Raw genomic sequence first — 23457 nt, 5'->3', positions numbered from 1 at the left:
GTCTGGGCGGGCTGGTCAGGCGTAAGGCAGTTCCGGCCTAGAGCAGTTCCGGTCGGCGCCAGGGCTCGTCGAGCATGTGCTCGGCGAGGAACGCGAAGATCGTCTCGTACCAGACCTTCGAGTTCCCGGGCGTCAGGATCCAGTGGTTCTCACTCGGGAAGTACAAGAACTTCGCCTGCACGCCATGCCGCACCAGATCGAAGTAGAGCCGTTGCCCCTCGCCGATCGGGACCCGGTAGTCCTTGTCGCCGTGGATCACCAGCATCGGCGTCTTGATGTCCGCCACCCGCAGGTGCGGCGAGTTCGCCCGCACCTGCTCCTGCTGCCGAAGGGGGTCGCCCATCTCGCGAATCCAGTAGTACGAGTCGTCCGTGGTCCCGGTGAACGCGTCCAGGTGCCACAGCGACGCGTGCGTCACGATCGCCTTGAACCGGTCGGTCTGCGTGGCGATCCAGTTCGCCATGTACCCGCCGAACGACCCACCCATGGCGGACGTGCGCGAGTCGTCGATGTCGTCACGCCGCACGGCCACGTCGGTGATCGCCATCAGGTCCGTGTACGGCTTCCCGCCCCACGCGGCCCACCCGGCGCGGACGAAGTCGTACCCGTAGCCGGTGGACAGCGCCGGGTCGGGGAGCAGCACCGCGTAACCCCGCGCGGCCATCAGCCAGGGGTTCCAACGCCAACTCCACCCGCTCCAGCTCATCACCGGACCGCCGTGCACCCACAGCAGCAGCGGCGCGGGCTGGTCGGCCGACGCGCCGGCCGGCAGCACCAGCCACGCGCGCACGGTCCGGCCGTCCTCGACCACCGTGTCGATCTCGGTCAACGTGCCGGGCAGCGACTCCACCGCACCGGGCGCCGGCAGCGGCACCGCGTCCTGGTCCACCCCGGACGCGGACAGCCGCACGGGCTGCGGCGGGTGGTCCCACGCGCTGCGCAACGCGTACACGGACTCACCGTCCGGGCTGACCATGACGTTGGTGTACGCGCCGGTCGCGGTCAGCTTCACCACCGCGCCCGACACCAGGTCGAGCTTCCAGATCGGCTGGTGCCCCCGATGGCTGCTGGTGAAGTACACCGCGTCACCGGCGGGGCTCACCACCGGGCTGTCCGGCTCCTCGGGGAAGTCCGCCGCCAAGTCCTCGACCGCGCCGGACTCCAGGTCGATGCGCACCAGCGTGTTCGTCCACGGGCTGTCCGGCGTCGAGTCGAACGCCCGCACCGCGATCACCCCGGACGAGTCCGGCAGGAACACCGGCTGGAGGAACGAATGCCCCTCGCGGTCGGCCAGGACGCGGTTCGTGGCACCGTCGGTCGACGTCAGCCGCAGCCGGATCCGCGAGCCGTACGACGCGCTCACCTCGACCCGCTCGGCGTGCGCCACCCACCGCCCGTCCGGGCTGATGGCGGGGGAGTCGTCCAACCGCGCGGTGGCGTTCGGCGTCAGGTCCACCAGACCCTCGGCCTGGTCGATCCGCGCGCTGTCCACGTCCACCGGCGACGTGGTGGCCAGCAACCGGGGGAAGCTCGGACCGAGGTCCGAGTCCCAGTACCGCACCGGGTACGACTCGTGCAGGATCGCGGTCACCCCGGCGTCCTCACGGGCCTTCCGGTGCGCTTCGTCCTGCTCGCCGAACTCCGCTGCCGGGTGCGCGCCCGCCGCGAGCAGCACCGTGCCCGCGTCCCGCGCCACCGCGAACTCCGACACGCCACCGGCGGGCCGGTACAGCTCGCGCGCCTCACCGACGGGAGGCAGCAGCCACAGCGCGGCCTTGTCCTTGGCGGCCTTGCCGTCCGCCGACTTGGCCTCTTGGTCCGGCCGCGCCGAGACGAACAGCAGCGCGCCGTCCGGCGTGAAAGCGGGCGCCGATTCGCCCTTCGCGCCACGGGTCAACCGCCGCGCCGGCCGTTCACCGGCGGGGTCGATCTCCCACAGGGCGCCCTGCCACGTCTTGCCGTCCGGCGCCGGCTCCGCGACCACGGCGACCAACCGCGTGCCGTCCGGCGACAGCGCCGGCGACGACAGTCTCGGCATCTCGTTGAACGAGTCCAGGTCCCCGAACCCGGCCTCGGTGATCTTGCCTGTCATCACGCCCCCTGTTGTGCCCGGGTGAAGTCCCACGCGTCACGCACGATGCCGGCCAGGTCCACCCGCTCCGGCTTCCACCCCAGCTCGGTGCGGGCCCGCTCGCTGGAGGCCACCAGCACCGCCGGGTCGCCCGCGCGGCGCGGCGCCACGTCCGCCGGGATCGGGTGGCCGGTCACCTCGCGGCACGCCTCGACGACCTGCCGCACCGAGAAGCCCATCCCGTTGCCCAGGTTGTAGATCCGGTGCTCGCCCGCCGCCGCGTGCGCCAACGCCCGCAGGTGCGCGTCGGCCAGGTCGACGACGTGGATGTAGTCGCGGACGCACGTGCCGTCGTCGGTCGGCCAGTCGTCGCCGTACACCTGCACCCGCTCGCGCCTGCCCATCGCCACCTGCAACACGATCGGGATGAGGTGCGTCTCCACCCCGTGCCGCTCGCCGAACCGCCCGTACGCGCCGGCCACGTTGAAGTAGCGCAGCGACACGGCGGCCAGGCCGTGCGCGGCGGCGTAGGAGGTGATCGCGTGGTCGATCGCGAGCTTGGTCGCGCCGTAGGTGTTGGTGGGCCGGGTCGGCGCGGTCTCCGCGATCGGCACCTCGTCCGGCTCGCCGTAGGTCGCGGCGGTGGAGGAGAACACCAGCCGGGGCGTGCCGTGCTCGCGCATCGCGTCCAGCAGCCGCAGCGACGTCACCACGTTGCCCTGCCAGTACTTCGCCGGGTCCTGCATGGACTCGCCGACCAGCGACTTGGCCGCGAAGTGCAGCACGCCGTCGAAGCCCGCGCCGTCGAAGCCCGCGGCCAGCACGTCGCCGATCGCCTCGTCGATGCCCGCCTCGACCAACCGCGCGCCGTCCGGCACCGCGTCGGCGTGCCCGGTGGACAGGTCGTCCAGCACGACCACGTCGTGCCCGGACTCCACCAGCCTGGCCGCGCACACGCTGCCCACGTACCCGGCACCGCCCGTGACGAGCAACTTCACCGCAATCCCACCTTCTGCCGGATCATCTGTCGCGCCCGGCGCCCGCCGAGGGCACCGCCGTGAATGTCCTGGGCGTGGTCCAGCCGCGCTCCGCGAACGCCGCGAGCACCCGCTGCACCACGTCGTCGTGCCGTTCCACGGGTACCAGCGCGATGGCCGACCCGCCGAAGCCGCCGCCGATCATCCGGGCGCCCAGCGCACCCGCCGCCTTCGCCGCGTCCACCGCGACGTCAAGCTCCGGCGCGGACACCTTGTAGTCGTCCCGCAATGACGCGTGCGAGGCGTCCAGCAGCGGCCCCGCCTCGGCCAGCCGGCCCGCGCGCAGCAAGCCCACCGACTCCAGCACCCGCTCGTTCTCCGTCACCACGTGCCGCACCAGCGGGCGCAGGTCCTCGGGCAGCCCGGCCAACGAGTCGGCCAACCCGCCCACGTCCACGTCCCGCAGCGCGGGCACACCCAGGATCGAAGCGGCCTTCTCGCAGCCCGCGCGCCGCGCGCCGTAGCCGCCGTCGGTGTGCGAGTGGCTGGCCCGGGTGTCGACGACCAGCACCTCCAGCCCGTGCTCGGCCGCGTCGAACGGCACCTGCTCCGCCTCGAACGACCGCACGTCCAGGAACAGCACGTGCGACTCGGTGCAGCACAGCGACGCGGTCTGGTCCAGCAGACCGGTGGGCGCACCGACGAACTCGTTCTCCGCGCGCTGCACCCAGCGCGCGATCCGCGGCAGGTCGTCGGCGGGGCGGTCGGCGAGCCCGAGCAGCGCGAGCGCCACCGCGCACTCCATAGCGTGCGACGAGGACAGGCCCGCGCCCGTCGGCACGTCACCGGCGATCACCAGGTTCGCGCCGCCCGTCACGCCCTGCGCCCGCAGCACCCACGCCACACCGGCCGGGTAGGCGGCCCAGCCGCGGACCGCGCCGGGTTCGAGGTCGGCGACCGCGATCGGCGACATCTGCTGCACGGTGCCGCCGTCACCGACCGTGGCCACGTGCAACCGGCCATCGTCACGCGGCGACGCGGCCACCGCCGTCCGGTGCGGCAGTGCGAAAGGGAGTACGAAGCCGTCGTTGTAGTCCGTGTGCTCCCCGATCAGGTTCACCCGACCGGGTGCCGACCAGACACCGAGGGGCTCGGCGCCGTGCAGCCGGGTGAACGCGGCGACCGCACGCCGCGCCGGACTCACCGCGCCTGCACCATGACGGCGTGCGCCACCGCCGGGTCCAATTCGGCCACCGTGCCGTTGCCGCGCACCTGGATGACCCTCGCGCCACCGAGCGAGTCGACCTCGATCGTGCCGCCCGGCACCACGCCGGCGGCCTTCAGCTCGGCCATCAGGTCCGGGTCGAGCTGCACGTGCTCGGCGATCCGGCGCACCTCGACGCGACCGCCGCCGCGCCGGGCCACCTCGTCCACCCGCACCAGGTCCGGCTCGGCGGGCGGTGCGGGCTCGCCGTCGCCCAGCTTGTCCAGACCGGGGATCGGGTTGCCGTAAGGGGAGGTGGTGGGGTTGCCGAGGAGCTTGACCAGCTTGCGCTCGACGGCCTCGCTCATCACGTGCTCCCAGCGGCAGGCCTCGCTGTGCACGTGCTCCCACTCCAGGCCGATGATGTCGACCAGGAGGCGCTCGGCGAGCCGGTGCTTGCGCATGACCGCGATGGCCAGGCCGCGACCCTGCTCGGTCAGCTCGAGGTGGCGGTCGTCCGCCACGATGACGAGACCGTCACGCTCCATCCGGCCCACGGTCTGGCTGACCGTCGGGCCGCTCTGCGCCAACCGCTCCGCGATCCGCGCGCGCAGAGGCACTACGCCCTCTTCTTCGAGCTCGTAGATCGTGCGGAGGTACATCTCGGTAGTGTCGATGAGCTCGTTCACGCCCGCTCCCCTTCGTATGCCGTCAATGCTAGTCGGCCGGTCACGGGTGCAGGATGGTGCCGTGCATCCACTGATCAGCACCGAAGCCCTGGCCGTCGCACTGGACGGCGCCGAACCCCCAGTCGTGCTCGACGTCCGATGGCGACTGGGCGGACCGTCGGGACGTCAAGACTACGAGGTGGGGCACGTGCCCGGTGCGGCCTACCTCGACCTGGACACCGAGCTGTCGTCGCCGCCCGGCGCCGGTGGCCGCCACCCCCTGCCGGACCCGGCCGCGCTCCAGGGGGTGCTCCGGGCCGCCGGCGTCCGCGAAGGTCACCCGGTCGTGGCGTACGACGCCGGTGACGGCTCGGTCGCGGCCCGTGTCTGGTGGCTGCTGCGCTGGGCCGGTCACCCGGAAGTGGCCGTCCTGGACGGTGGCTTCGCCGCCTGGACCGCCGAGGGCCGCCCGGTCGACGCCGACACCACCGCGCCCGTTCCCGGTGACGTCGTCGTCCGCCCCGGCGGCATGCCCGTGCTGGACGCCGACGAGGCCGCCGCCTTCACCCGGGACGGGACGCTGCTGGACGCCCGCGCCCCTGAGCGCTACCGCGGCGAAACCGAGCCGGTCGACCCGCGCGCGGGCCACATCCCGGGTGCCCTCAACGCCCCGACCTCGGGTCACACGGCCGATGGCCGCTGGCTGACCGCACCGGCCCTGGCCGAGCGCTTCGAGGCCATCGGCGTCGCACCGGACCGGCCGGTGGCGGCGTACTGCGGCTCCGGCGTCACGGCGTCCTCGGTGGTCATGGCCCTGGAACTGGCCGGGATCACCACACCGGACGCCCCGGCGCCGCTCTACACCGGCTCCTGGTCCCAGTGGTCCTCGGACCCGTCCCGCCCCGCCGCCACCGGCCCGAACCCGGGCTGAGCGGCCTCAGGCGTTCGGGATCTTGCCGAAGGCGGTGGTCGCGAGCTTGAGGGCGGCCTCGCACGGGTCGAAGTCGCCGAGCGGCGTGACCGTCACCATGAACCCGGGGGTGAACTCGTCCGGGTCGTCGGTCAGCATGACGGTGACCGTGCACTCACCTTCCTGCTTGAGCTCGTACGCGGTGTTGCCGCCGACCTCGATCACCCGTGGTTCCTGCTCTTGCTCGGCGGGCGAGAGCAGGAACAGCACGACCGAGAACGGCTCCTCGGTGCTCTGCACGCAGCCCTTCTCGCTGCCCTTCGCGGCACCGACGGCCGCGACCACTTCCGCCGGCGTGAGGACGTCGCACACTTCGTAGCCGGCGGTCTTCTTCGGCGTGGTGATCTTGATGTCGGAGGACGGCTTCGCCGCACCGGACGTGGTGGGCGTGGCCTTGGACGCGCTGGCCCTCGGCGTGGTCGCCCTGCTCGCGGACGGCTTGCCGGAGGTGGTCTCCTCGGCGCTCGACGCGCCCGCCGCGGCGACCGGGTTGCCGCCGACCTTGGTGGCGCAGGCCGTGAGGCCGAGCGTGAGCGCCAGGGACAGGACGGTGGTAAAAGCGGAAACTCGTCGCAGGCGCATACCTCTGAGACCCCGTTCCGACGTGCGGGGTTCCATCCTCGATGGCCGCAATCCTGGCCCGCGTCGTCTCGGCAGAGACTAAGGCGCGGCAGGATGGGCGGCTGCCGGGTGGGTTAGGTTTTCGGCATGGGCAAGGCAGCCGCTGTCGTCTGGACCGAGTCCTTCCTCGGTTACGACCTGGGATCGGACCACCCGCTGAACCCGGTCCGGCTGGACCTGACGGTCCGGCTGGCCACCGCGCTGGGCGTGCTGGACGGCGTCGACCTGGTCGCGCCGGAGCCGGCGACGGACGCCGAGATCGAACGCGTGCACGAGCCGTCGTACCTCAGCGCCGTGCAGGCAGCGCCGATGGCGGGCTGGGACGTCGGCCACGGCCTCGGCACCGCGGACAACCCGGTGTTCGCCCGCATGCACGAGGCGTCCGCGCTGGTCGTGGGCGGATCGCTGGCCGCCGCGCGGAGGATCGCGTCGGGTGACGCGGACCGCGCGGTGAACATCGCGGGCGGGCTGCACCACGCCATGCCCGACCACGCCGCCGGCTTCTGCGTCTACAACGACTGCGCGGTCGCCATCTCGTGGCTGCTCGACAACGGCTTCGAGCGCATCGCCTACATCGACACCGACGTGCACCACGGCGACGGTGTCCAGACCGCCTTCTACGACGACCCGCGCGTGCTGACGGTGTCGGTGCACCAGAACCCGCTGAGCCTGTGGCCGGGCACCGGACGGGCGGCCGAGCTGGGCGGGAAGGGCGCGGAGGGCACCAGCGTCAACCTGGCCCTGCCGCCCGGCACCGGCGACCAGGCCTGGCTGCGCGCGTTCGACGCCACCGTCCCCGCCCTGCTGAAGGCCTTCCGGCCGCAGGTCCTGGTCACGCAGTGCGGCGTCGACACGCACCGCGAGGACCCGCTGGCCGACCTCGCGCTCACCGTGGACGGCCACCGCGCCATCTACCACCGCCTGCGCGAACTCGCCGAGGAGACCGCGAACGGCCGCTGGCTGGCGCTCGGCGGCGGCGGGTACGAGCTGCTGCGCGTGGTGCCGCGCAGCTGGACGCACCTGCTCGCCACCGTGCTGGACCGGGACGTCGACCCGAACACCCCGCTGCCCGCGGACTGGATCGCGCACGCCTCCACCCTCGCGCCGAACTGGCCGCTGCCGACGTCCATGACCGACGGCGCCGACACGGGGTTCGTCCCGTGGGGCGGCCAGGTGGACACCCCGGTCGACCTGGCGATCCTCGAGACCAGGCGCGCGGTGTACCCGCTGCACGGCCTCGACCCGGAAGATCCGAGGGACTGACCGTGGACCCGTTCGACTACCCGCGGCGCTGGGAGGCCGACGTCGTGCTCAGCGACGGCGGCACGGTCCACCTGCGCCCCGTCACGCCCGACGACGCGGAGAAGCTGCTCGCGTTCCACGGCCGGCTGTCCGAGCGGACCCGCTACTACCGCTACTTCGGCCCCTACCCGCGGATGCCCAAGCGGGACCTCGAACGGTTCAGCACGGTCGACCACGTCGACCGGGTCGCGTTCGCCGCGCTGCTCGGCGACGACATCGTGGCCGTGGGCCGCTACGACCGCCTCAACGACACGGGCAGCGCCGAGGTGGCGTTCGTGGTCGAGGACGGCCACCAGGGCCGGGGACTCGGCTCGATCCTGCTGGAGCACCTGGCCGCCGCCGCCCGGGAACGCGGGCTCGGCCGGTTCACCGCCGAGGTGCTCGCCGAGAACGGCCAGATGGTGCGGGTCTTCCGGGACGCGGGCTACGGGGTGAGCCGCGCGTTCGAGGAAGGCGTGGTGCACCTGGAGTTCGACATCGACCCCACCGAGGAGTCGGTGGAGGTGGCGCGGGCCCGCGAGCAGGCCGCCGAGGCGCGCAGCGTGCACAACCTGCTGCACCCGAAGTCGATCGCCGTCATCGGCGCGTCCACCGACCGGACCAAGATCGGCAACGCGGTGCTGACGAACCTGCTCACCGGTGACTTCGCGGGTCCGGTGTACCCGGTGAACGCCGAGCACCGGTCCGTGCGCGGGGTGCGCGCCTACCCGTCCGTGCTGGAGATCCCGGACGACGTCGACCTGGCCGTGGTCGCGGTGCCCGCCGCGAGCGTCGACGAGGTCATGGACGCCTGCCTGGCCAAGGGCGTGAAAGCGCTGGTCGTGGTCACGTCCGGGTTCGGCGAGACCGGGCCGGGCGGGTTGAGCGCGGAACGCAGGCTCGCCGCCGAGGCCCGCGCGCACGGCATGCGGGTGGTCGGCCCGAACGCGCTGGGCGTGCTGAACACCGACGCGGGCGTGCGCCTGAACGCCACCCTCGCGCCGAGCCTCCCGGCCCGGGGCCGCACCGGCTTCTTCTGCCAGTCCGGCGCGCTGGGCACCGCGATCCTCGCCACCGCCGCCGAGCGCGGCCTCGGCCTGTCCACGTTCGTCTCCGCGGGCAACCGCTCGGACGTGTCCGGCAACGACCTGCTCCAGTACTGGGAGACCGACCCGGCCACCGACGTGGTGCTGCTGTACCTGGAGTCGTTCGGCAACCCGCGCAAGTTCGCCCGCCTCGCCCGCCGGCTCGGCCGCACCAAGCCGATCGTGGCGGTCAAGTCCGGCCGGCACGCGGTCACGCCCGCCTTGGCGGCCACGTCGGTCCCGGTGGACGAGTCGAGCGTGCAGGCGCTGTTCGAGCAGGCCGGCGTGATCCGGGTGGAGTCGCTGGCCCAGCTGTTCGACACCGCCCTCCTGCTGGCGCACCAACCGCTGCCCGCCGGGCCGCGCGTCGCGGTGGTGGGCAACTCGACCGCGATCGGGCTGCTGGCCGCCGACACCGCGCTGGCACAAGGGCTGGAACTGGCGGGCGACCCGGTGGACGTGGGCGCGCAGGCCGGGCCGGAGGTGTTCGCGGCGGCGGTGAAGGAAGCGCTGGACAACCCCGACGCGGACGCGCTCGTGGTCGTGTTCGTGCCGCCGCTGGCGGTGCCGGGCACGTCGTTCGCCCGAGCGTTGCGCGAGGTCGTGGAGCAGGGCGGGCGGAACAAGCCGATCACGTCGACGTTCCTCGCCGTGGAGGGCGTGCCGGCCGAGCTGGCCGTGCCCGGTCCCGGTGGCGCGCCCGGACGGGGTTCCGTGCCGTCGTACCCGAGCCCGGAACGCGCCGTGCTCGCGCTGGCGCGGGTGACCCGCTACGCGCGTTGGCGGTACGCGCCGCAGGGGACGTTCGTGCGGCCCGACGGCATCGACCCGGACGCGGCGCACGCGATCGTCGACTCCCTGGAGCTGGACGAGACCGGCGAAAGGCTGGTCGACGACGACACCGCCGTGCGCCTGCTCGGCTGCTACGGCGTGGAACTCGTGCCGTTCCGGGTGGTCACGTCGGCGGACGATGCCGTGGACGCGGCGGAGGAGTTGGGCTACCCGGTGGCGATGAAGTCCACCGACGACCGGCTGCGGCACCGCACCGACCTGGTCGGCGTGCGGCTCGACCTGTCCGGCGAGGAGGCCGTGCGCACGGCGTACGCGATGCTCGCGGAGATGTCCGACCGGCCCGACGTGTACGTGCAGCGCATGGCGCCCAAGGGGATTTCCTGCGTGCTGGGGCTCCAGGACGACCCGTCGTTCGGCACGCTGGTGTCGTTCGGACTGTCGGGGCTGGTCAGCGACCTGTTGGGGGACCGGGCATACCGCGCCGTGCCGCTGACCGACGCGGATGCGGCGGCTCTGGTCCGCGCGCCCAAAGCGGCGCCGCTGCTGGCGGGCTACCGGGGTGACGAGCCCGCCGACCTGGGTGCGTTGCAGGAGTTGGTGTTGCGGCTCGCCGCGCTGGCCGAGGACCTGCCCGAGGTCCGGCAGCTCACGCTGGAGCCGGTGCTGGCCAGCGCCGCCGGCGCGTACGTCAGCAGCGCCCGGGTGACCCTCGGTCCGCCGCCCTCGCGGCATGACACCGGTCCCAGACGGCTGCGTTCACCCGGCGGCGCGCGTTAGCGCGGTCAAGTTCTTGATGCACAACCGTCACCCTTGACCGATCCGGTGTGCCCATCTTCCCCTCGGCTATGGACGCCAATCCCTTGTCCCCTTTAGGTTCCGGGCAACCCGAGGAAACTCCCGAAAAGGGGAAGAATGGCTTTGGCATCGCTGCGCGCCCTTGTTGTGGCGTGTTCCGCCGCGCTTGTCCTCACTTCGTGCGCCACCGGTGACGGCACCACCGTCGTCGGCAAGGCGGACAGCTCCAACGAGCTGACCATCGCCGTGGCATACGACCAGCCCGGCCTCGGTGTGCGCCGTCTCGACGGCACGTACCGGGGCTTCGACGTCGACGTCGCACGTTATGTTGCGAAGGAACTGGGTGTCGATGAGTCCGGTATCAAATTCACAGAAGCGACCCCGTCGGAGCGCGAGAAGCTGCTCACCGACGGTGCCGTGGACCTCGTCGTCTCCAGTTATTCGATCACCGCCAAGCGCAAGGAGATCATCGACTTCGTCGGCCCGTACTTCGTGGCTGGTCAGGACCTGCTGGTCCGGTTGACCGACGAGCGGATCACCGGCCCGGACTCGCTCGACCAGGGTGGCCTGAAACTGTGTTCCGTGGACAACACCACCTCGGCGCAGAACGTGAAAGAGAAGTACGCGCAGTCCGTGGAACTCGTGGAATATCCCAACTTCAGCGACTGCGTCACCGCACTGCTGGCCGAGCAGGTCGACGCCATGACGACCGACGACGTGATCCTCGCCGGCTACGCCGCGCAGAACCCTGAGCTGCTGCGCGTCGTCAACAAACCGTTCAGCAAGGAGGAGTACGGCATCGGCATGCGCAAGGGCGACCCCACCAGCAAGGCCAAGGTCACCGCTGCCGTTCAGAAGATGATCGATACCGGCGAATGGCGCAGGTCGCTCGAGGCCAATGTGGGTGCATCCGGTTACGCCATCCCGGACCCGCCCGCAATCGCGTCCTGAGCCGCGCCCGTAGGCTCGGAATGTGCATGCCTCGCAATACGTGCCCCAGTACCGCGCGGACGGGCCGGTCCGCGCCGGTATCCCCGAACACGGTCGCATCCCCCGGTACTACGCGGTGAAGACGGAGCTGCTGTGGCTGGTCGAGGCGCTGGGTGAAGGCGTCGCGCTCCCGCCGGAGCGCGAGCTGGCCGAGCGGTTCTCGGTGTCGCGGGTGACGCTGCGGCAGGCCGTCGGCGAACTGGTGCTCGAAGGCAGGCTCCAGCGCCGCCAGGGCAGCGGAACCTACGTCGCACCGCCCAAGCTGGTGCAGCCGCTGTCGCTGCTCAGCTACACCGAGGGCATGCGGCGGCAGGGCGTTGAGCCGACGCGGAGCGTGATCACGGTCGAGCACCTGCCCGCGGACGAGGTGCTGTCGCGGGACCTCCGGATCGGCCGGGGAGAGCCGGTCGTCCACCTCGAACGGGTGCTGCTGGCCGACGACGAGCGGGTCGGGTTGGAGTCCACCTATCTTTCCGCGGCGCGGTTCCCGACGCTGCTGGAGGACTTCGACCCGACCACGTCGCTGTACGCGTGCCTGCGCGACCGGCTCGGCGTGGTGTTCACCGAGGCGGAGGAACGGGTGGAGACCGTGCTGGCCACGCCGCGCGAGGCGCTGCTGATCGGGACCAACCCGGCGCTGCCGATGCTGCTGGTGCACCGGGTGTCCCACGACGACGGCGGCGAGCCGATCGAGCGCGTCCGCTCGCTGTACCGCGGCGACCGGTTCAGCTTCGTGGCCCGCCTCCGGTCGGAGTGACGATCAGTCCACTGAGGACGGTCGTGGCGGGCGGTGCGAGCGTCACCAAATCTTTTCCCGGAACCGCCCATTGGCAGTAATTTCGGCCTGCCCCGGCGGAGGTACCGTGGGGTATTGGGACGTGAGTCCTCCTCACCCGCGACGACGCGGGGGAAGCGGGGGTGGCGCCGTGACGTTCAAAGAGGAGTTCCTGGCGGAACTCGAGGACTGCTTGCGCGGGTATGGCGCAGTGCCGGTGAGCCACCCGGCCGCCTTGGCCCGGTTCATCGACTACGTGCGCCGGTTGCCGGACGACGATTCGAGGTTGCGCTGCCTCGACGGCGTCGACCAGGGCTCCGGTTCGTTCTGGAACAACCCGGCGGTGTGGTGGGAGCAGGTGCCGCAGTTCGGCGTCGGTTCCGCGGACTGCTCCGACCTGCTCGACCGGATGCTGGACGAGGCGATCAGCGACGAGATCGACGTCCTGGAGGTGGAGATCCGGGAACTGCCGGGCTGAAGACGTGAAACACCCGTTGTGCACCCGGGTCGCCGGACGCACAACGGGGAGTCTCCACGGGGATCAGACCTTCACGGGGGATCAGACGGAGAGCAGCCGGTCGAAGAACGAGCGGTAGCGCTTGAGCGCCTGCCGCAGCTCCTCGGTCTGCGCTTCGTCGCCACGCTGCCACTGCTCTTCGAGCGCCTGCTTGTGCTCGTTGAACGTGGTGGCCAGGGTCTGCATCACCTGCGCGACCAGTTCGTCGGCCCGTTGAACGGCCTCACGCGGGTCGTCGACGAAATCGGCCTGCAGGGCACGCCACTCGGCCTGGTAGTCGGCCGCGTCGTCGGTGGTGAACAGGGGCGCGTCGCCGGCCGTCGTGGAAACCGCCGACAGCTCGACCAGCTGTTCCCGCGCCACCGGGCCTTCATCCTCGACGGACTGGGAGTCGTACCCGGCGTCATGCTGGTCGTGCTCCTGATGCTCGACCCGGTCCTGGGGTGCCGCTTGCTCCTCGTACCCGGCCTGGTCTTGGCGTGCCGCTTGGTCCTGCTGCCCGACCTGGTCTTGGTGCCCGGCTTCGTCCTGGTGCCCAGCCTGGTTCTGGTGTGCGGCCAGGTCATAGTGCCCGGCTCGGTTCTGGTGTGCGGCCTCGCCTTGGCGTGCGGCGTGGTCCTGGTGCGTGGCCGTCTCGTCGTGCGCCGTCGGTTCCCGGTCGAAGCGTTCCTGATCGGTCAGGTCCGGCTCCAGGACGTCGCGGTCGGCCGGGGTCTGCTCGACCGGTTCCCGTTCCGACTGGCGCGGTACCAGCGACTCGCGCTCGGCGGGCGTGCGCCCCGCGAAGTCCTCGGTCGTGAGGTGTTGCCGATGATCGGTCATCACCGCGCCCCTTCCCGGTGTCCGCCCAGCAGGTCCTCGAACACCGCGCGGTAGTGGACCATCGCGGTGCGCAGCTCCTCGGTCGTCGCCTCACCGCGCTCTCGGCGCTCGCTGATCGAGTGGGCCTCGCGGTAGTGGTCGAGCGTGCGGGCGTGCTCCACGGACAGCAGCTTCTCGCGGCGCTCGTACCCGTCGGTGGGGTAACCGCGTTCGCCCATCAGGTCCGTGACCAAGCGGTCCGCCTGGCTCACGGCCTCGTTCGGCTCGTCGACGAACTGCTCCTGGACCCGGGTCCAGTTCTGGGCGTAGCTGTCGCGGGTCACGGTGTCGAGCGCGCGGAGTTCCAGCCGCGAGTGCTCCCGCTCCCGTTCCGCCAGCTCCCGTTCCGCCGCCATGCGGCTGCCGTTGCGCTCCAGCGCCCGCTCGTACTCGGGGCCGAACTTCGAGCGCAACCTCTTGCGCTGCACGAGGAACTTCAGCAGCACCGCGATCGCGGCCAGTACGACCAGCACGACGACGATCACGCCGATGGTGGTACCGGTGGACATCTGCGCCTCCTTGGGCTCTGATGTCCAACCGGCTACCCGCCGTGCGACCGATTCGAAACCTGTTCGGCTCTTGACACGGAGAACTCGGTGCCACTGTTCGTGATCCGCGTCAGCGGGCCACGGCCTTGCGGTACTGCCGGATCGCCAGCGGAACGAAGACCAGCAGGAACACCACCACCCAGATCAGGGTCATCAGCACCGGGTGCTGGAGCGACCACACGTCCGGCACCGGCGACAGCGGGTTGGTGTTGCCGAACAGGTGGCGCGCCGCGGCTGTCACCGCGGACACCGGGTTCCACTCGGCGAACGTCTTCAGCGGTCCGGGCAGGCTGCTCTCCTGCACGAACGTGTTCGCGATGAACGTCAACGGGAAGATCGCGATGAACGAGGCGTTGTTGAACACCTCGGGGCTGCGCACCATCAACCCGACGATCGCCATGCCCCACGACACCGCGTACGCGAACAGCAGCAGCAGCGCGAACCCGGCCAGCGCCTCCAGCGGCGACGAGTGGATGCGCCACCCGACGATCAGACCGGTGATCGACATGACCACGATGACGATGACGTTGTTAGCCAGGTCGCTCGTGGTCCGCCCGATCAGCACCGCCGACCGCGCCATCGGCAGCGACCGGAACCGGTCGATCACGCCCTTCTGGATGTCGTCGGCCAGCCCGGCGCCGGTGATGGTCGCGCCGAACACCACGGTCTGCGCGAAGATCCCCGCCATCAGGAACTCGCGGTAGTCCATGCCCGGGATGGCGATCGACCCGCCGAACACGTAGGCGAACAACAGCACGAACATGATCGGCGACAACGTCGAGAACACGATCAGGTCCGGGACCCGCTTGATCTTGATCAGGTTGCGCTTGGCGACGACCGCGCCGTCACCCAACGCCTGTGCGAACGCGCTCATTCTCCCTGTTCCCCCTGCTTCTCCTCGGCTGCGTGGCCGGTCAACGTGAGGAACACGTCGTCCAGCGTCGGCCTGCGCAGCCCGATGTCCAACACCTTGATCGACTCGGAGTCCAGCCGCCTGATCCCGTCGACCAGCACGTCGGCGCCACCCGAGACCGGCACGGTCAGCCGGTGGCCGCGGTCGTCCAGCGCGATCTCCCCGATCGCCAACGGCGCCAGCGCGGTCTTCGCCAGCTCGGCGTCCTGCGCGGAGCTCACCGTCAGCTCCAGCCGCTCACCGCCGACCTGGTCCTTCAACTCGTTCGCGGTGCCCAGGGCGATGACCTTGCCGTGGTCGATCACCGCGATCTTGTCCGCCAGCCGGTCGGCCTCCTCCAGGTACTGCGTGGTGAGCAGCAGCGTGGTGCCGCCGGCCACCAGTTCCGAGATCACGTCCCACATGCCGAGCCGGCTGCGCGGGTCGAGCCCCGTGGTCGGCTCGTCCAGGAACAGCACCGACGGCTTGGCCACCAGTGCCCCCGCCAGGTCGAGCCGCCGGCGCATACCGCCCGAGTAGCCCTTGACCGGCCGGTCGGCCGCGTCCACCAGGTCGAACCGCTCCAGCAGCTCCCGCGCACGCTCCCGGCTGGCCTTCTTGCCCAGGTGGTAGAGCCGGCCGACCATGTCGAGGTTCTCGAAGCCGGTCAGGTTCTCGTCCACGGCCGCGTACTGGCCGGACAGGCCGATCCGGCGGCGCAGCTCCTTCGCGTCGGCGACGACGTCCAGCCCGGCGACGGTCGCCTTGCCCTCGTCGTGCTCCAGCAGTGTGGTGAGCACCCGGACCGTCGTGGTCTTGCCCGCGCCGTTCGGTCCGAGCAGGCCCATGACGGTGCCCTCCGGCACCACCAGGTCGAGGCCGTCGAGTGCGACCACCGACCCGTAGCGCTTTACCAGTCCTTCGGCCACGATTGCTTCTGCCATGCGGGTCATGATGGACCTGGGGTCCGACAATTTCAGGTCGTTTTCCTCGTCAGGCGAGAAGTTCGGCCCGCAAACCCTCGTCCAGGAGCACCCCCCGGCGCCCACGGCACGTCCTCGAACACCCGCTCCGCGCCGGGTGACAGGGCCAGGCGCAGCATCGCCTGGCACACGTCGGCGAACGGCTGCCCTTGCACGGTCAGCACGGCCTCGCGCATCTCGTCCCGCGCACCCCGGTCCCGCGCGTCCGTCCACAAGGCCAGGCACATCAGCACCACCCGACGTGCGTGCACCCGACCCTGCGTCAGCACCGGCCGGTTGAGCCCGCACACGTCGATGGTGGCCGCGCCCTTCGCCGTGCGCGGCACGTACACGCCCAGCGACAGCGTGAGCAGGAGGTGGTCGAACGGGTCCTCGGTGGTCGGGTCGACCAGCAGCGGCGCGCCGTCCCCGTCCACCGGGAACCGGTCCCGCTTCGCGTTGCTGTTGCACGTCGAGCACGCCAGCAGGTGGTTGAGCCAGTCGAACGTGCGCAGCGGGTTGCGCGACAGCGGTTCGAAGTGGTCGATGTCCGTGCCCTGGCTGTCGCCGCAGTACATGCACCGCTGGAAGCCCGGCGCCATGCCCTCCAGTAGCCGCCTCAACGGCGCGTGCACGTTCCGCCGCACCACAGCCCGTTTCCACAACGCCCGCGCGGCACGCGTCCGATGACCGGACGCCTCGATCTCGGCGGTCAGCTCGGGCAGCCGGTCCGCGAGAGCGGTGGGCAGCACCGGCCGGACGAGTCGGATCACGTGCCGTCGCGTTCCATCCGCGCCGTCACCTCGCGCGTGCGCGCCACCGGCGAACTCGTCAGCCGCGCCCGCAGCAGCTCGTAACGGCGGACCTGGCGTTCGTCCGCCGTGCCGTCGATCACCGCGACCTCCAGCCCGACCAGTTCGGCGCGCAGCCGCTGCGCCCGCTCCGAGTAGGGCGTGTCCAGGCCGAACAGCTCGGACAGCACCGCGTCGTCACCGCTGCCGTAGACGATCCGCTCGTAGAGGTCCTTGTCCACCACGCGCGGCGGTTCCTGCTGGTCCGGGCCGGGCAGCCGGATCAGCCCGCCCCGGTCGGCGGCCTGGCACAGGTACGGGCTGTGCGTGGTGACGATGAACTGGATGTTCGGGAAGTGCTCCTTGAGCCAGCCGCCGATCCGCTTCTGCCACGACACGTGCAGGTGCGCGTCCACCTCGTCGATGATCACCACACCGGGCGCGGTCAACGCCATGCCGTTCGCGGTGGGCTTGTGCTCCAGCGTCCCGTACGACTCCTGGATCTGCTTGATCAGGTCGACCACGAGCGCGGCGACCGTCCGGTAGCCGTCGCTCATCTCCCGCAACGGGAACCGGTGCCCGCCGCTGACCACCCACAGCCCGTCGGAGTCGACGCCCTCGATCCGGTAGTCGTCGGGCAGCAGGCCGTCCGACAGCACGCCCAGCGCCACTGTCTTCAGGTCTTCCGCGCCGGGCCTGCGCTCCAGCGACCTGAGGTGCTGCTCGATCAGCCAGCCGACGCCCTCCGCCAGCGACGCGTCCTCGTGGAAGAGGCTCGCCAGCCGTGACACCGGGCCGGGGCTCAGCATCAGCCGCTGCGCGTCACCCGCGCCGCCGACGAGCCGGCGGAAAGGGCCGTACGCCGCGCAGAACCACCCGGTCGGGTTGTCCTGCCACGGGCCTCGGGTGGCGGCGGTCTTGCTGCCTTCGAGCTTTTCCCTGAGCGACGGCTGGAGCCCCCGGTGCGTGGGGCGGCTCTCCTCGTCCGGCATGGTCCAGCTCAACCCGGCCCACAGCCTGCCCTCCGGAGGGCGCCCCTTGCCGAACCTCTCGACCCGCCGGTCGTGGGTGAACTGCACCTGGACGACACCCTCGCGCTGCCCGGCGGTGACCCAGTTCTCGAAGTCGGGCACCAGGTTGCGTGCCACTGCGGGGCCGCTCACGGCCAGCGCGATCGCCCGCAGCAACGAGGTCTTGCCGGACCCGTTCCGGCCCGCGATCACGGTCCAACCGGGCGCGGTGAGCTTCAGATCAACCTCGCGGGCACCGTGGAACCCCTTGACGTTCCGTAGGCGGACCTGCGAGATGTACATGTCGCCAGACTTTAGTCGGCGCCGATCGCGACTCGTCCAGTTCGCCCGGCACGTCGCACAGCGTGCCCGGGTACCGCCAACGGCACCACCGGACGGCGGTCGACGGGACCGGGTCGTGGGGGCGTATATGCACCGTCTAGACGTTCGATCGAGTGAAACTGGGCAGGATGCGGCACCGCACTAGGGTGTTCGCAGTTCTTTTCCAGCGAGGAGAGATCCGCATGGCAGCCGTCCAAACCCGACGCAAGCGCAAGCTTGGTCAGTTCCTCAACGCTTTGCGCAAACGCGCGGGCAAGACCGAGATCGACTACCACGCGCTGACGCGGAAGACGCAGTCCACGCTGTCGCGGATGGAGAACGGTTACATCAGTCCCAGTTGGACCGAACTGGGCGCGCTGTTGGGCATCTACGGCGCGACCGACGCCGAACGGCGTGAGGCGGAAGCGTTGTGGGAGGACGCCAAGCAGGACGGCACCCGCCTGGTGTACGCGGCGGCGTACACCCCTGAGGCGCGCACCTACGCCCGTCAGGAAGCCGACGCGACCGAGGTCCGCACGATCGAGATGATCGTTATTCCGGGCCTGCTCCAGACCTCCGCCTACGCGGCGGCGATCCGGCTCGCCGGTCGGCGTTTCATGGACTCCTCGGTTTCGGTGGAACAGGTGGCCGCGGCCCTGGCCAACCGGCAGCGCCGACTGCCCGCGTTGCGCCTGCACGCGGTGATCGACGAAGCGGCCCTGCACCGGGTCGTGGGCAGTCCCGCGGTGATGCGCGAGCAATTGTCGCATTTGCTGGAGAAGCAGAAGCAGGACAACATAACCATCCAGGTGGTTCCGTTCGGGGCGGGGGCTCACGGGACCATGTCCGGTGGTGGTGCGACCGCTCTTCGCTTCGAGGACAGTGATCCTTCGGCCGTGTACCTGGAGTACGCGGGCGGCGGCAAGTGGGTGGACAATCGCGCCGACGTGCAGAAGTACCTGCTGCACTTCGAGGAAATGGTGAGCGAGGTCGCCCTGTCGCCCAAGGAGTCGGCTTCGTTGATCAGAAAACTGGCAACGGCACTGAAGGACACATGAGCAACGACAAGACGTGGCGCAAGAGCACGCACTCCGGCGCGGGGAACAACTGCGTCGAGCTGGCCGTGGGACGGATCGCGACCAGCATCAGGGACACCAAACGACCAGGACCTGGATTGACCTTCGCCGATCGCTCATTCCGGGCTTTCCTCACGTCTCTTCGACAAACCTGACCGTCACCGCCAACCCGCCGTCCGCCCCCGGTGTCGCGGTCACCGTCGCACCGTGGGCGGCGGTGATGGCGCGGACGATGGACAGCCCCAGGCCAAGGCCGCGCTCGCCCGTTGTGGTGGCGACCCGGTCCAACCTGCGGAACGGTCGGAACAGCCCTTCCGCCTCGAAGGGCTGAATCTTCGGACCGGTGTTGACGACCACCAGGACACCGGGCCGCGTGTCCACGTCCACCCACCCGCCGCGGTGGTTGTGCCGGATCGCGTTGTCCACCAGGTTGCGCACCAAGCGCTCGAGCAGCACCGGGTCGCCGACCACCTCGCACGGCGCCAGTTCGCCGTGGTGCAGGTCGACGCCGGCCTGGTCGGCGATGCCCTTCGACTGCCACAGCACGTGCTCGGCGATGTCGGAGACGGAGGTGCGGGTCCGCTCGGTCAGCTCGTTCTCGCTGTCGGCCAGGGTGAGCAGGCCGTCGATGAGCCGTTCGTGGCGGGCGTTGACCTTCAGCAGCTCGGCGCCCAGCTGCTTGGCGTCCGCGGATGCGCCCGGTCGGGTGATGGAAACCTCGATGAGCGCCCGTTTCACCGCCAACGGGGTGCGCATCTCGTGCGACGCGTCGGCGACGAACCGGCGTTGGCCGTCGAACGCGCGGTCAAGGCGGTCCAGCATGGCGTTGAACGTCTCGGCCAGCTCGGCGACCTCGTCGCGCGGACCGGTCGGCGCGATCCGCTCGTGCAGGCCGTGGCCTGCCGCGATGCGTCGCGCGGCCTCGGTGATGCGGTGCACGGGCTGCAACGCGCTGCGTGCCAGCAACCACCCGAACGCCACCGCGATCAGCGCCACGCACAGCAATGCGAGGCCTCCTCGGGTGAGCAGCGACTCCAGCACCTCGTCGCGGTAGCGGACCTGGGCGGTGCGGATGGACGTGATCACCTCGTCGGCGGTCGCGTCGCGCAGGTCGCGCAGGCTGATCAGGTCGGCGTAGGGCTGGAGCCGGCCGTTGAGGCTTTGCCACACCAGCAGGTAGGTGACCGCGAGCAGGGCGGCGCCGGCGAGCAGGAAGAGCCCGCCGTAAAGCGCGTTCAGCCGGGCCCGGATGCTCAACCGGCCGATCACGGGATCCGGTACCCGACGCCGGACACGGTCTCGATCACCGGCGGCTCACCGAGCTTGCGGCGCAGCTTCACCATGGTGACCCGCACCGCGTTGGTGAAGGGGTCGATGTGCTCGTCCCACACCTTCTCCAGCAGGTGCTCGGAGGTCACCACGGCGCCCTGCGCGCGGAGCAACTCGGTCAGCAGCGCGAACTCCTTGTTGGCCAACGGGATGAAATCACCCGCTCGGGTGACTTGTCGGCGGGCTGGGTCGACGCGCAGGCCGGCCCGTTCGAGCACCGGCGGGTTCGGCGGTCGGACCCTGCGGAGCAGGGCGTGCACGCGCGCGGACAGCTCCACGAACGCGAACGGCTTGGGCAGGTAGTCGTCCGCGCCCAGGGCCAACCCCTCGACCCGGTCGCGCACCGCGGCGGCGGCCGTGAGCATGAGTACCCGCGTCTCGACCCCCGAGTCGGCCACCTGGCGGCACACCACGTCACCGTGCACGCGGGGGATGTCGCGGTCGAGCACCAGCACGTCGTAGTCGTTGACCGACAGCCGCTCCAGCGCGGAGTCGCCGTCGTGCACCACGTCGACGGCGAACGCCTCGCGGCGCAACCACTCGGCGATGGCCGCCGCCAGCGTCGTTTCGTCTTCGACCACGAGGATGCGCATGCGCCCCATGGTGCGCCCGTCCTTATAACCTCCGCATAAGCAGATCGAGTTACGCGCTGGTTATAGCCGCCCTGGTCGACTGTCCCCACCGAACAAGGAGGGGACATGCGATGGAGCATCGTGCCGGCCGCGCTGGCGCTGGCACTGGCACTCACCGCGTGCGGCACCGGAGTCGCGGACGTGGCGGGGCCGTCGTCGAGCGCCGAGCTGAGCCAGGAGGAGCGGTCTCAGGAGTTCGCGCAGTGCATGCGGGACAACGGCGTCGACATGCCGGACCCCGATCCAACCGGTGGCAAGGCGGGCGGCTTCGGGAAGGTGGACCGCACCGACCCGGACTTCGAGCGCGCCGTCGACGCGTGCCGCGAGTTCCTGCCGGGCGGTGGCGACCTGTCCAAGTTGGACCCCGAGAAGCTGGAGCAGCTGCGGGTGTTCGCGCAGTGCATGCGGGACAACGGCGTCGACATCCCCGACCCTGATCCGGCCGGCGGCAAGCTCGGCGGCCTGGGCACGGTCGACCGGGACAGCCCGGCCTTCAAGGCGGCGCTGACGGCGTGCCGGGACAAGCTGCCGGTGTTGGGCCGATGAGCGCCCGGACGCGGATCGCAGTGGGCGCGGGCGCCCTGGTCGTGCTCGGAGCCGGAGGTGTCGCCGCCGTCGGGATCGGCGGCGCGGACCCGGCGCCCGCGAGCGCGGCGAACCTGCCACCGGCCACGGCCGAGGTGGTGGCCACGACGCTGACCCGCACCGAGAGGGTCACCGGAACGCTGGGCTACGGCGCCGCCACACCCCTGCCGGTCGGTGCCCAGGGCACCATCACCTGGCTGCCCGAGCCGGGCGCGGTCATCGGGCGCGGCCTGCCGGTGTACGAGGTGGACGGCAGACCGGTCCCGCTGCTGTTCGGCACGACCCCGGCGTACCGGCCACTGTCTTCCGGCGTGACCGGTCGGGACGTCCGCCAGCTGGAGGAGAACTTGCAGGTGCTCGGCTACGGCGGCTTCACCGTGGACGACACCTACACCGCCGGCACGGCAACGGCGGTGCGCGCGTGGCAGCAGGCGTCGGGGGTGTCGGGGACGGGGGCGGTGCAGCCGACGGACGTCGTGGTCGCCGGCGGCGACGTGCGGGTGGCCGAGCTGAAGGCCCAGCCTGGCAGCCGCTCCACCGGCCCCGTCCTCACCTACACGGGAACTACCAGGGCTGTCGTCGTGCCGTTGGAGGTGGGCAAGCAGCACCTGGTGGCCGAAGGCGTGGCGGCCACCGTCACGCTGCCGGACGGCAAGTCGGTCGAGGGCAAGGTCGAGTCGGTCGGCACCGTGGCCACCGCCGGTCCGGCCCAAGCCGGCGCCACCTCGACGACGACGGTGGACGTGGTGGTGTCCGTGGTCGACCAGGCGGCGCTGGGCAGGCTGGACTCGGCGCCGGTGGACGTCCTGCTCGTGTCGGAGCGCAAGGAGGACGTCTTGGCGGTGCCGGTGGGCGCTTTGGTGTCGCTCGGCGGGGGCGCGTACGGCGTGCAGGTGGTCGAGGGTGGCGCGGTCCGCTCGGTGCCGGTGGAGACGGGCCTGTTCGCGTCCGGTCGGGTGGAGGTCGTCGGCGAGGGCATCGCCGAGGGCGTCGAAGTGGGGGTGCCGCGGTGACACCGGTCGTGGAGTTGCGGGAGGTCGGGCGCGAGTACCAGGGGGTGGTCGCCTTGCGGGACGTGTCGCTCACCGTCGAGCGCGGTGAGCTGGTGGGAATCGTCGGCCCGTCCGGGTCCGGCAAGTCGACGATGCTCAACCTCATCGGCACGCTCGACCACCCGTCGCGGGGGGAGGTGCGCATCGACGGGCACGCCGTCCGCGAACTGTCGGACCGGGCGCTGTCCGCGTTGCGGGCGAACACGATCGGGTTCGTGTTCCAGCAGTTCCACCTGGCCGCCGGTGTGTCCACAGTGGACAACGTGGCCGACGGCCTGCTCTACACGGGCACGGGGCTGGGGCAACGCCGGCAACGCGCTGCGGAGGCGCTGGAAACCGTCGGTCTCGGGCATCGGGCCGGCCACCGGCCGCACGAGCTGTCCGGTGGCGAGCGGCAGCGTGTGGCGATCGCGCGGGCGGTGGTCGGGCGGCCCGCGTTGCTGCTCGCCGACGAGCCGACCGGCAACCTGGACTCGCAGTCGGGTGACGGGGTGTTGCGCCTGCTGCGCTCCCTCAACGAGACCGGCACCACGGTCCTGGTCATCACGCACGACCGGGAGGTCGCCGCGACCCTGCCCCGCCGGGTGGCCGTGCGCGACGGGCGGGTGGTGGGTGATGGCTGACCTGCACTCGGCGCACCTGTCACCAGCAC

The 23457-nt window shown here is 71.1% G+C and carries 24 protein-coding genes; 11 read left to right on the top strand and 13 right to left on the bottom strand.

Annotated features, from left to right (window positions below; all coding sequences use genetic code 11):
- Positions 1-37: 37 nt before the first annotated feature.
- From OQ02_RS05265 to OQ02_RS05250, 4 genes are read right to left on the bottom strand one after another with little or no spacing between them, the layout of a single operon-like run.
- Positions 38-2092: a S9 family peptidase gene (locus OQ02_RS05265; RefSeq protein ID WP_033437122.1), complete on the bottom strand. Its 2055-nt coding sequence runs from the start codon at positions 2090-2092 to the stop codon at positions 38-40.
- Positions 2092-3069, bottom strand: a complete 978-nt coding sequence (gene galE / locus OQ02_RS05260; protein WP_033437121.1) for a UDP-glucose 4-epimerase GalE — start codon at positions 3067-3069, stop codon at positions 2092-2094. The genes OQ02_RS05265 and galE overlap by 1 nt, the downstream gene beginning before the upstream one ends.
- A gap of 22 nt (positions 3070-3091) precedes the next feature.
- The gene (galK, locus tag OQ02_RS05255; RefSeq protein WP_033437120.1) at positions 3092-4252 is read right to left on the bottom strand and encodes a galactokinase; all 1161 of its coding nucleotides are present in this window, start codon (positions 4250-4252) and stop codon (positions 3092-3094) included.
- Positions 4249-4941 carry a metal-dependent transcriptional regulator gene (locus OQ02_RS05250; protein WP_033437119.1) on the bottom strand — a complete coding sequence of 231 codons (693 nt, stop codon included), beginning with the start codon at positions 4939-4941 and terminating at the stop codon, positions 4249-4251. Before OQ02_RS05250 ends, galK begins: the two co-directional genes overlap by 4 nt.
- A gap of 61 nt (positions 4942-5002) precedes the next feature.
- Here OQ02_RS05250 and OQ02_RS05245 point away from each other — a divergent pair, with 61 nt between their 5' ends.
- Positions 5003-5851, top strand: coding sequence for a sulfurtransferase (locus OQ02_RS05245; RefSeq protein ID WP_033437118.1), 849 nt, complete (start codon positions 5003-5005; stop codon positions 5849-5851).
- Between the two features lie 6 nt (positions 5852-5857).
- On the opposite strand, the gene OQ02_RS05240 is transcribed toward OQ02_RS05245, so the two are convergent.
- Positions 5858-6472 (bottom strand): hypothetical protein, encoded by a 615-nt coding sequence (locus OQ02_RS05240; RefSeq protein WP_033437117.1) that lies wholly within the window; start codon positions 6470-6472, stop codon positions 5858-5860.
- Between the two features lie 126 nt (positions 6473-6598).
- On the opposite strand from OQ02_RS05240, the gene OQ02_RS05235 reads away from it, so the two are divergent.
- The 5 genes from OQ02_RS05235 (at position 6599) to OQ02_RS05215 (ending at position 12707) form a co-directional block, all read left to right on the top strand.
- Positions 6599-7774 carry an acetoin utilization protein AcuC gene (locus OQ02_RS05235; protein WP_033437116.1) on the top strand — a complete coding sequence of 392 codons (1176 nt, stop codon included), beginning with the start codon at positions 6599-6601 and terminating at the stop codon, positions 7772-7774.
- 2 nt (positions 7775-7776) lie between these two features.
- On the top strand, positions 7777-10446 hold the full coding sequence (locus tag OQ02_RS05230) for a bifunctional acetate--CoA ligase family protein/GNAT family N-acetyltransferase (protein ID WP_051771864.1): 2670 nt from the start codon (positions 7777-7779) through the stop codon (positions 10444-10446).
- A 135-nt stretch (positions 10447-10581) separates the two neighbouring features.
- The gene (locus OQ02_RS05225; protein ID WP_033437115.1) at positions 10582-11415 is read left to right on the top strand and encodes a glutamate ABC transporter substrate-binding protein; all 834 of its coding nucleotides are present in this window, start codon (positions 10582-10584) and stop codon (positions 11413-11415) included.
- A 22-nt stretch (positions 11416-11437) separates the two neighbouring features.
- Complete coding sequence (locus OQ02_RS05220) at positions 11438-12211, top strand: GntR family transcriptional regulator (RefSeq protein ID WP_033437114.1); 774 nt, start codon at positions 11438-11440, stop codon at positions 12209-12211.
- Between the two features lie 169 nt (positions 12212-12380).
- Complete coding sequence (locus OQ02_RS05215) at positions 12381-12707, top strand: hypothetical protein (protein WP_033437113.1); 327 nt, start codon at positions 12381-12383, stop codon at positions 12705-12707.
- Positions 12708-12788: 81 nt separating this feature from the next.
- Here OQ02_RS05215 and OQ02_RS40740 read toward each other — a convergent pair whose 3' ends face one another.
- The 6 genes from OQ02_RS40740 to OQ02_RS05185 all read right to left on the bottom strand — a co-directional run bounded on the left by OQ02_RS40740 (position 12789) and on the right by OQ02_RS05185 (position 18113).
- Positions 12789-13568 carry a hypothetical protein gene (locus OQ02_RS40740; protein WP_051771861.1) on the bottom strand — a complete coding sequence of 260 codons (780 nt, stop codon included), beginning with the start codon at positions 13566-13568 and terminating at the stop codon, positions 12789-12791.
- Positions 13568-14116, bottom strand: a complete 549-nt coding sequence (locus OQ02_RS05205; RefSeq protein WP_033437112.1) for a hypothetical protein — start codon at positions 14114-14116, stop codon at positions 13568-13570. The genes OQ02_RS40740 and OQ02_RS05205 overlap by 1 nt, the downstream gene beginning before the upstream one ends.
- A gap of 109 nt (positions 14117-14225) precedes the next feature.
- Positions 14226-15029: an ABC transporter permease gene (locus tag OQ02_RS05200; protein WP_033437111.1), complete on the bottom strand. Its 804-nt coding sequence runs from the start codon at positions 15027-15029 to the stop codon at positions 14226-14228.
- A complete protein-coding gene (locus OQ02_RS05195) occupies positions 15026-15991 on the bottom strand; it encodes a daunorubicin resistance protein DrrA family ABC transporter ATP-binding protein (RefSeq protein ID WP_033437405.1) in 966 nt (321 codons plus the stop codon). The genes OQ02_RS05200 and OQ02_RS05195 overlap by 4 nt, the downstream gene beginning before the upstream one ends.
- 32 nt (positions 15992-16023) lie before the next feature.
- Positions 16024-16782, bottom strand: a complete 759-nt coding sequence (locus OQ02_RS05190; protein WP_051771858.1) for an HNH endonuclease — start codon at positions 16780-16782, stop codon at positions 16024-16026.
- A complete protein-coding gene (locus tag OQ02_RS05185) occupies positions 16779-18113 on the bottom strand; it encodes an AAA family ATPase (RefSeq protein WP_033437110.1) in 1335 nt (444 codons plus the stop codon). The genes OQ02_RS05190 and OQ02_RS05185 overlap by 4 nt, the downstream gene beginning before the upstream one ends.
- Before the next feature lie 221 nt (positions 18114-18334).
- Here OQ02_RS05185 and OQ02_RS05180 point away from each other — a divergent pair, with 221 nt between their 5' ends.
- The gene (locus tag OQ02_RS05180) at positions 18335-19189 is read left to right on the top strand and encodes a helix-turn-helix domain-containing protein (RefSeq protein WP_033437109.1); all 855 of its coding nucleotides are present in this window, start codon (positions 18335-18337) and stop codon (positions 19187-19189) included.
- Positions 19186-19362: a DUF397 domain-containing protein gene (locus tag OQ02_RS42175; protein WP_081915411.1), complete on the top strand. Its 177-nt coding sequence runs from the start codon at positions 19186-19188 to the stop codon at positions 19360-19362. The genes OQ02_RS05180 and OQ02_RS42175 overlap by 4 nt, the downstream gene beginning before the upstream one ends.
- Here the strand turns inward: OQ02_RS42175 and OQ02_RS05175 are convergent.
- The gene (locus tag OQ02_RS05175; protein ID WP_231499884.1) at positions 19340-20464 is read right to left on the bottom strand and encodes a sensor histidine kinase; all 1125 of its coding nucleotides are present in this window, start codon (positions 20462-20464) and stop codon (positions 19340-19342) included. The two genes, OQ02_RS42175 and OQ02_RS05175, sit on opposite strands and share 23 nt — an antisense overlap.
- 8 nt (positions 20465-20472) lie before the next feature.
- Positions 20473-21129: a response regulator transcription factor gene (locus OQ02_RS05170; RefSeq protein ID WP_156076890.1), complete on the bottom strand. Its 657-nt coding sequence runs from the start codon at positions 21127-21129 to the stop codon at positions 20473-20475.
- Positions 21130-21234: 105 nt separating this feature from the next.
- Here OQ02_RS05170 and OQ02_RS05165 point away from each other — a divergent pair, with 105 nt between their 5' ends.
- The 3 genes from OQ02_RS05165 to OQ02_RS05155 are packed head-to-tail and all read left to right on the top strand — an operon-like array spanning position 21235 to position 23428.
- Entirely contained in the window at positions 21235-21714 is a 480-nt protein-coding gene (locus tag OQ02_RS05165; protein WP_051771857.1) for a hypothetical protein, read from the top strand.
- Positions 21711-22766 (top strand): peptidoglycan-binding domain-containing protein, encoded by a 1056-nt coding sequence (locus tag OQ02_RS05160; protein WP_033437108.1) that lies wholly within the window; start codon positions 21711-21713, stop codon positions 22764-22766. The genes OQ02_RS05165 and OQ02_RS05160 overlap by 4 nt, the downstream gene beginning before the upstream one ends.
- A complete protein-coding gene (locus OQ02_RS05155) occupies positions 22763-23428 on the top strand; it encodes an ABC transporter ATP-binding protein (RefSeq protein ID WP_033437107.1) in 666 nt (221 codons plus the stop codon). The genes OQ02_RS05160 and OQ02_RS05155 overlap by 4 nt, the downstream gene beginning before the upstream one ends.
- Positions 23429-23457: the final 29 nt, after the last annotated feature.

Source organism: Saccharothrix sp. NRRL B-16314 (assembly GCF_000716595.1).
Classification (GTDB): Bacteria; Actinomycetota; Actinomycetes; order Mycobacteriales; family Pseudonocardiaceae; genus Actinosynnema.
Note: the sequence above shows the minus strand (reverse complement) of the source record. Positions and strands in the feature narration are given on the sequence as shown.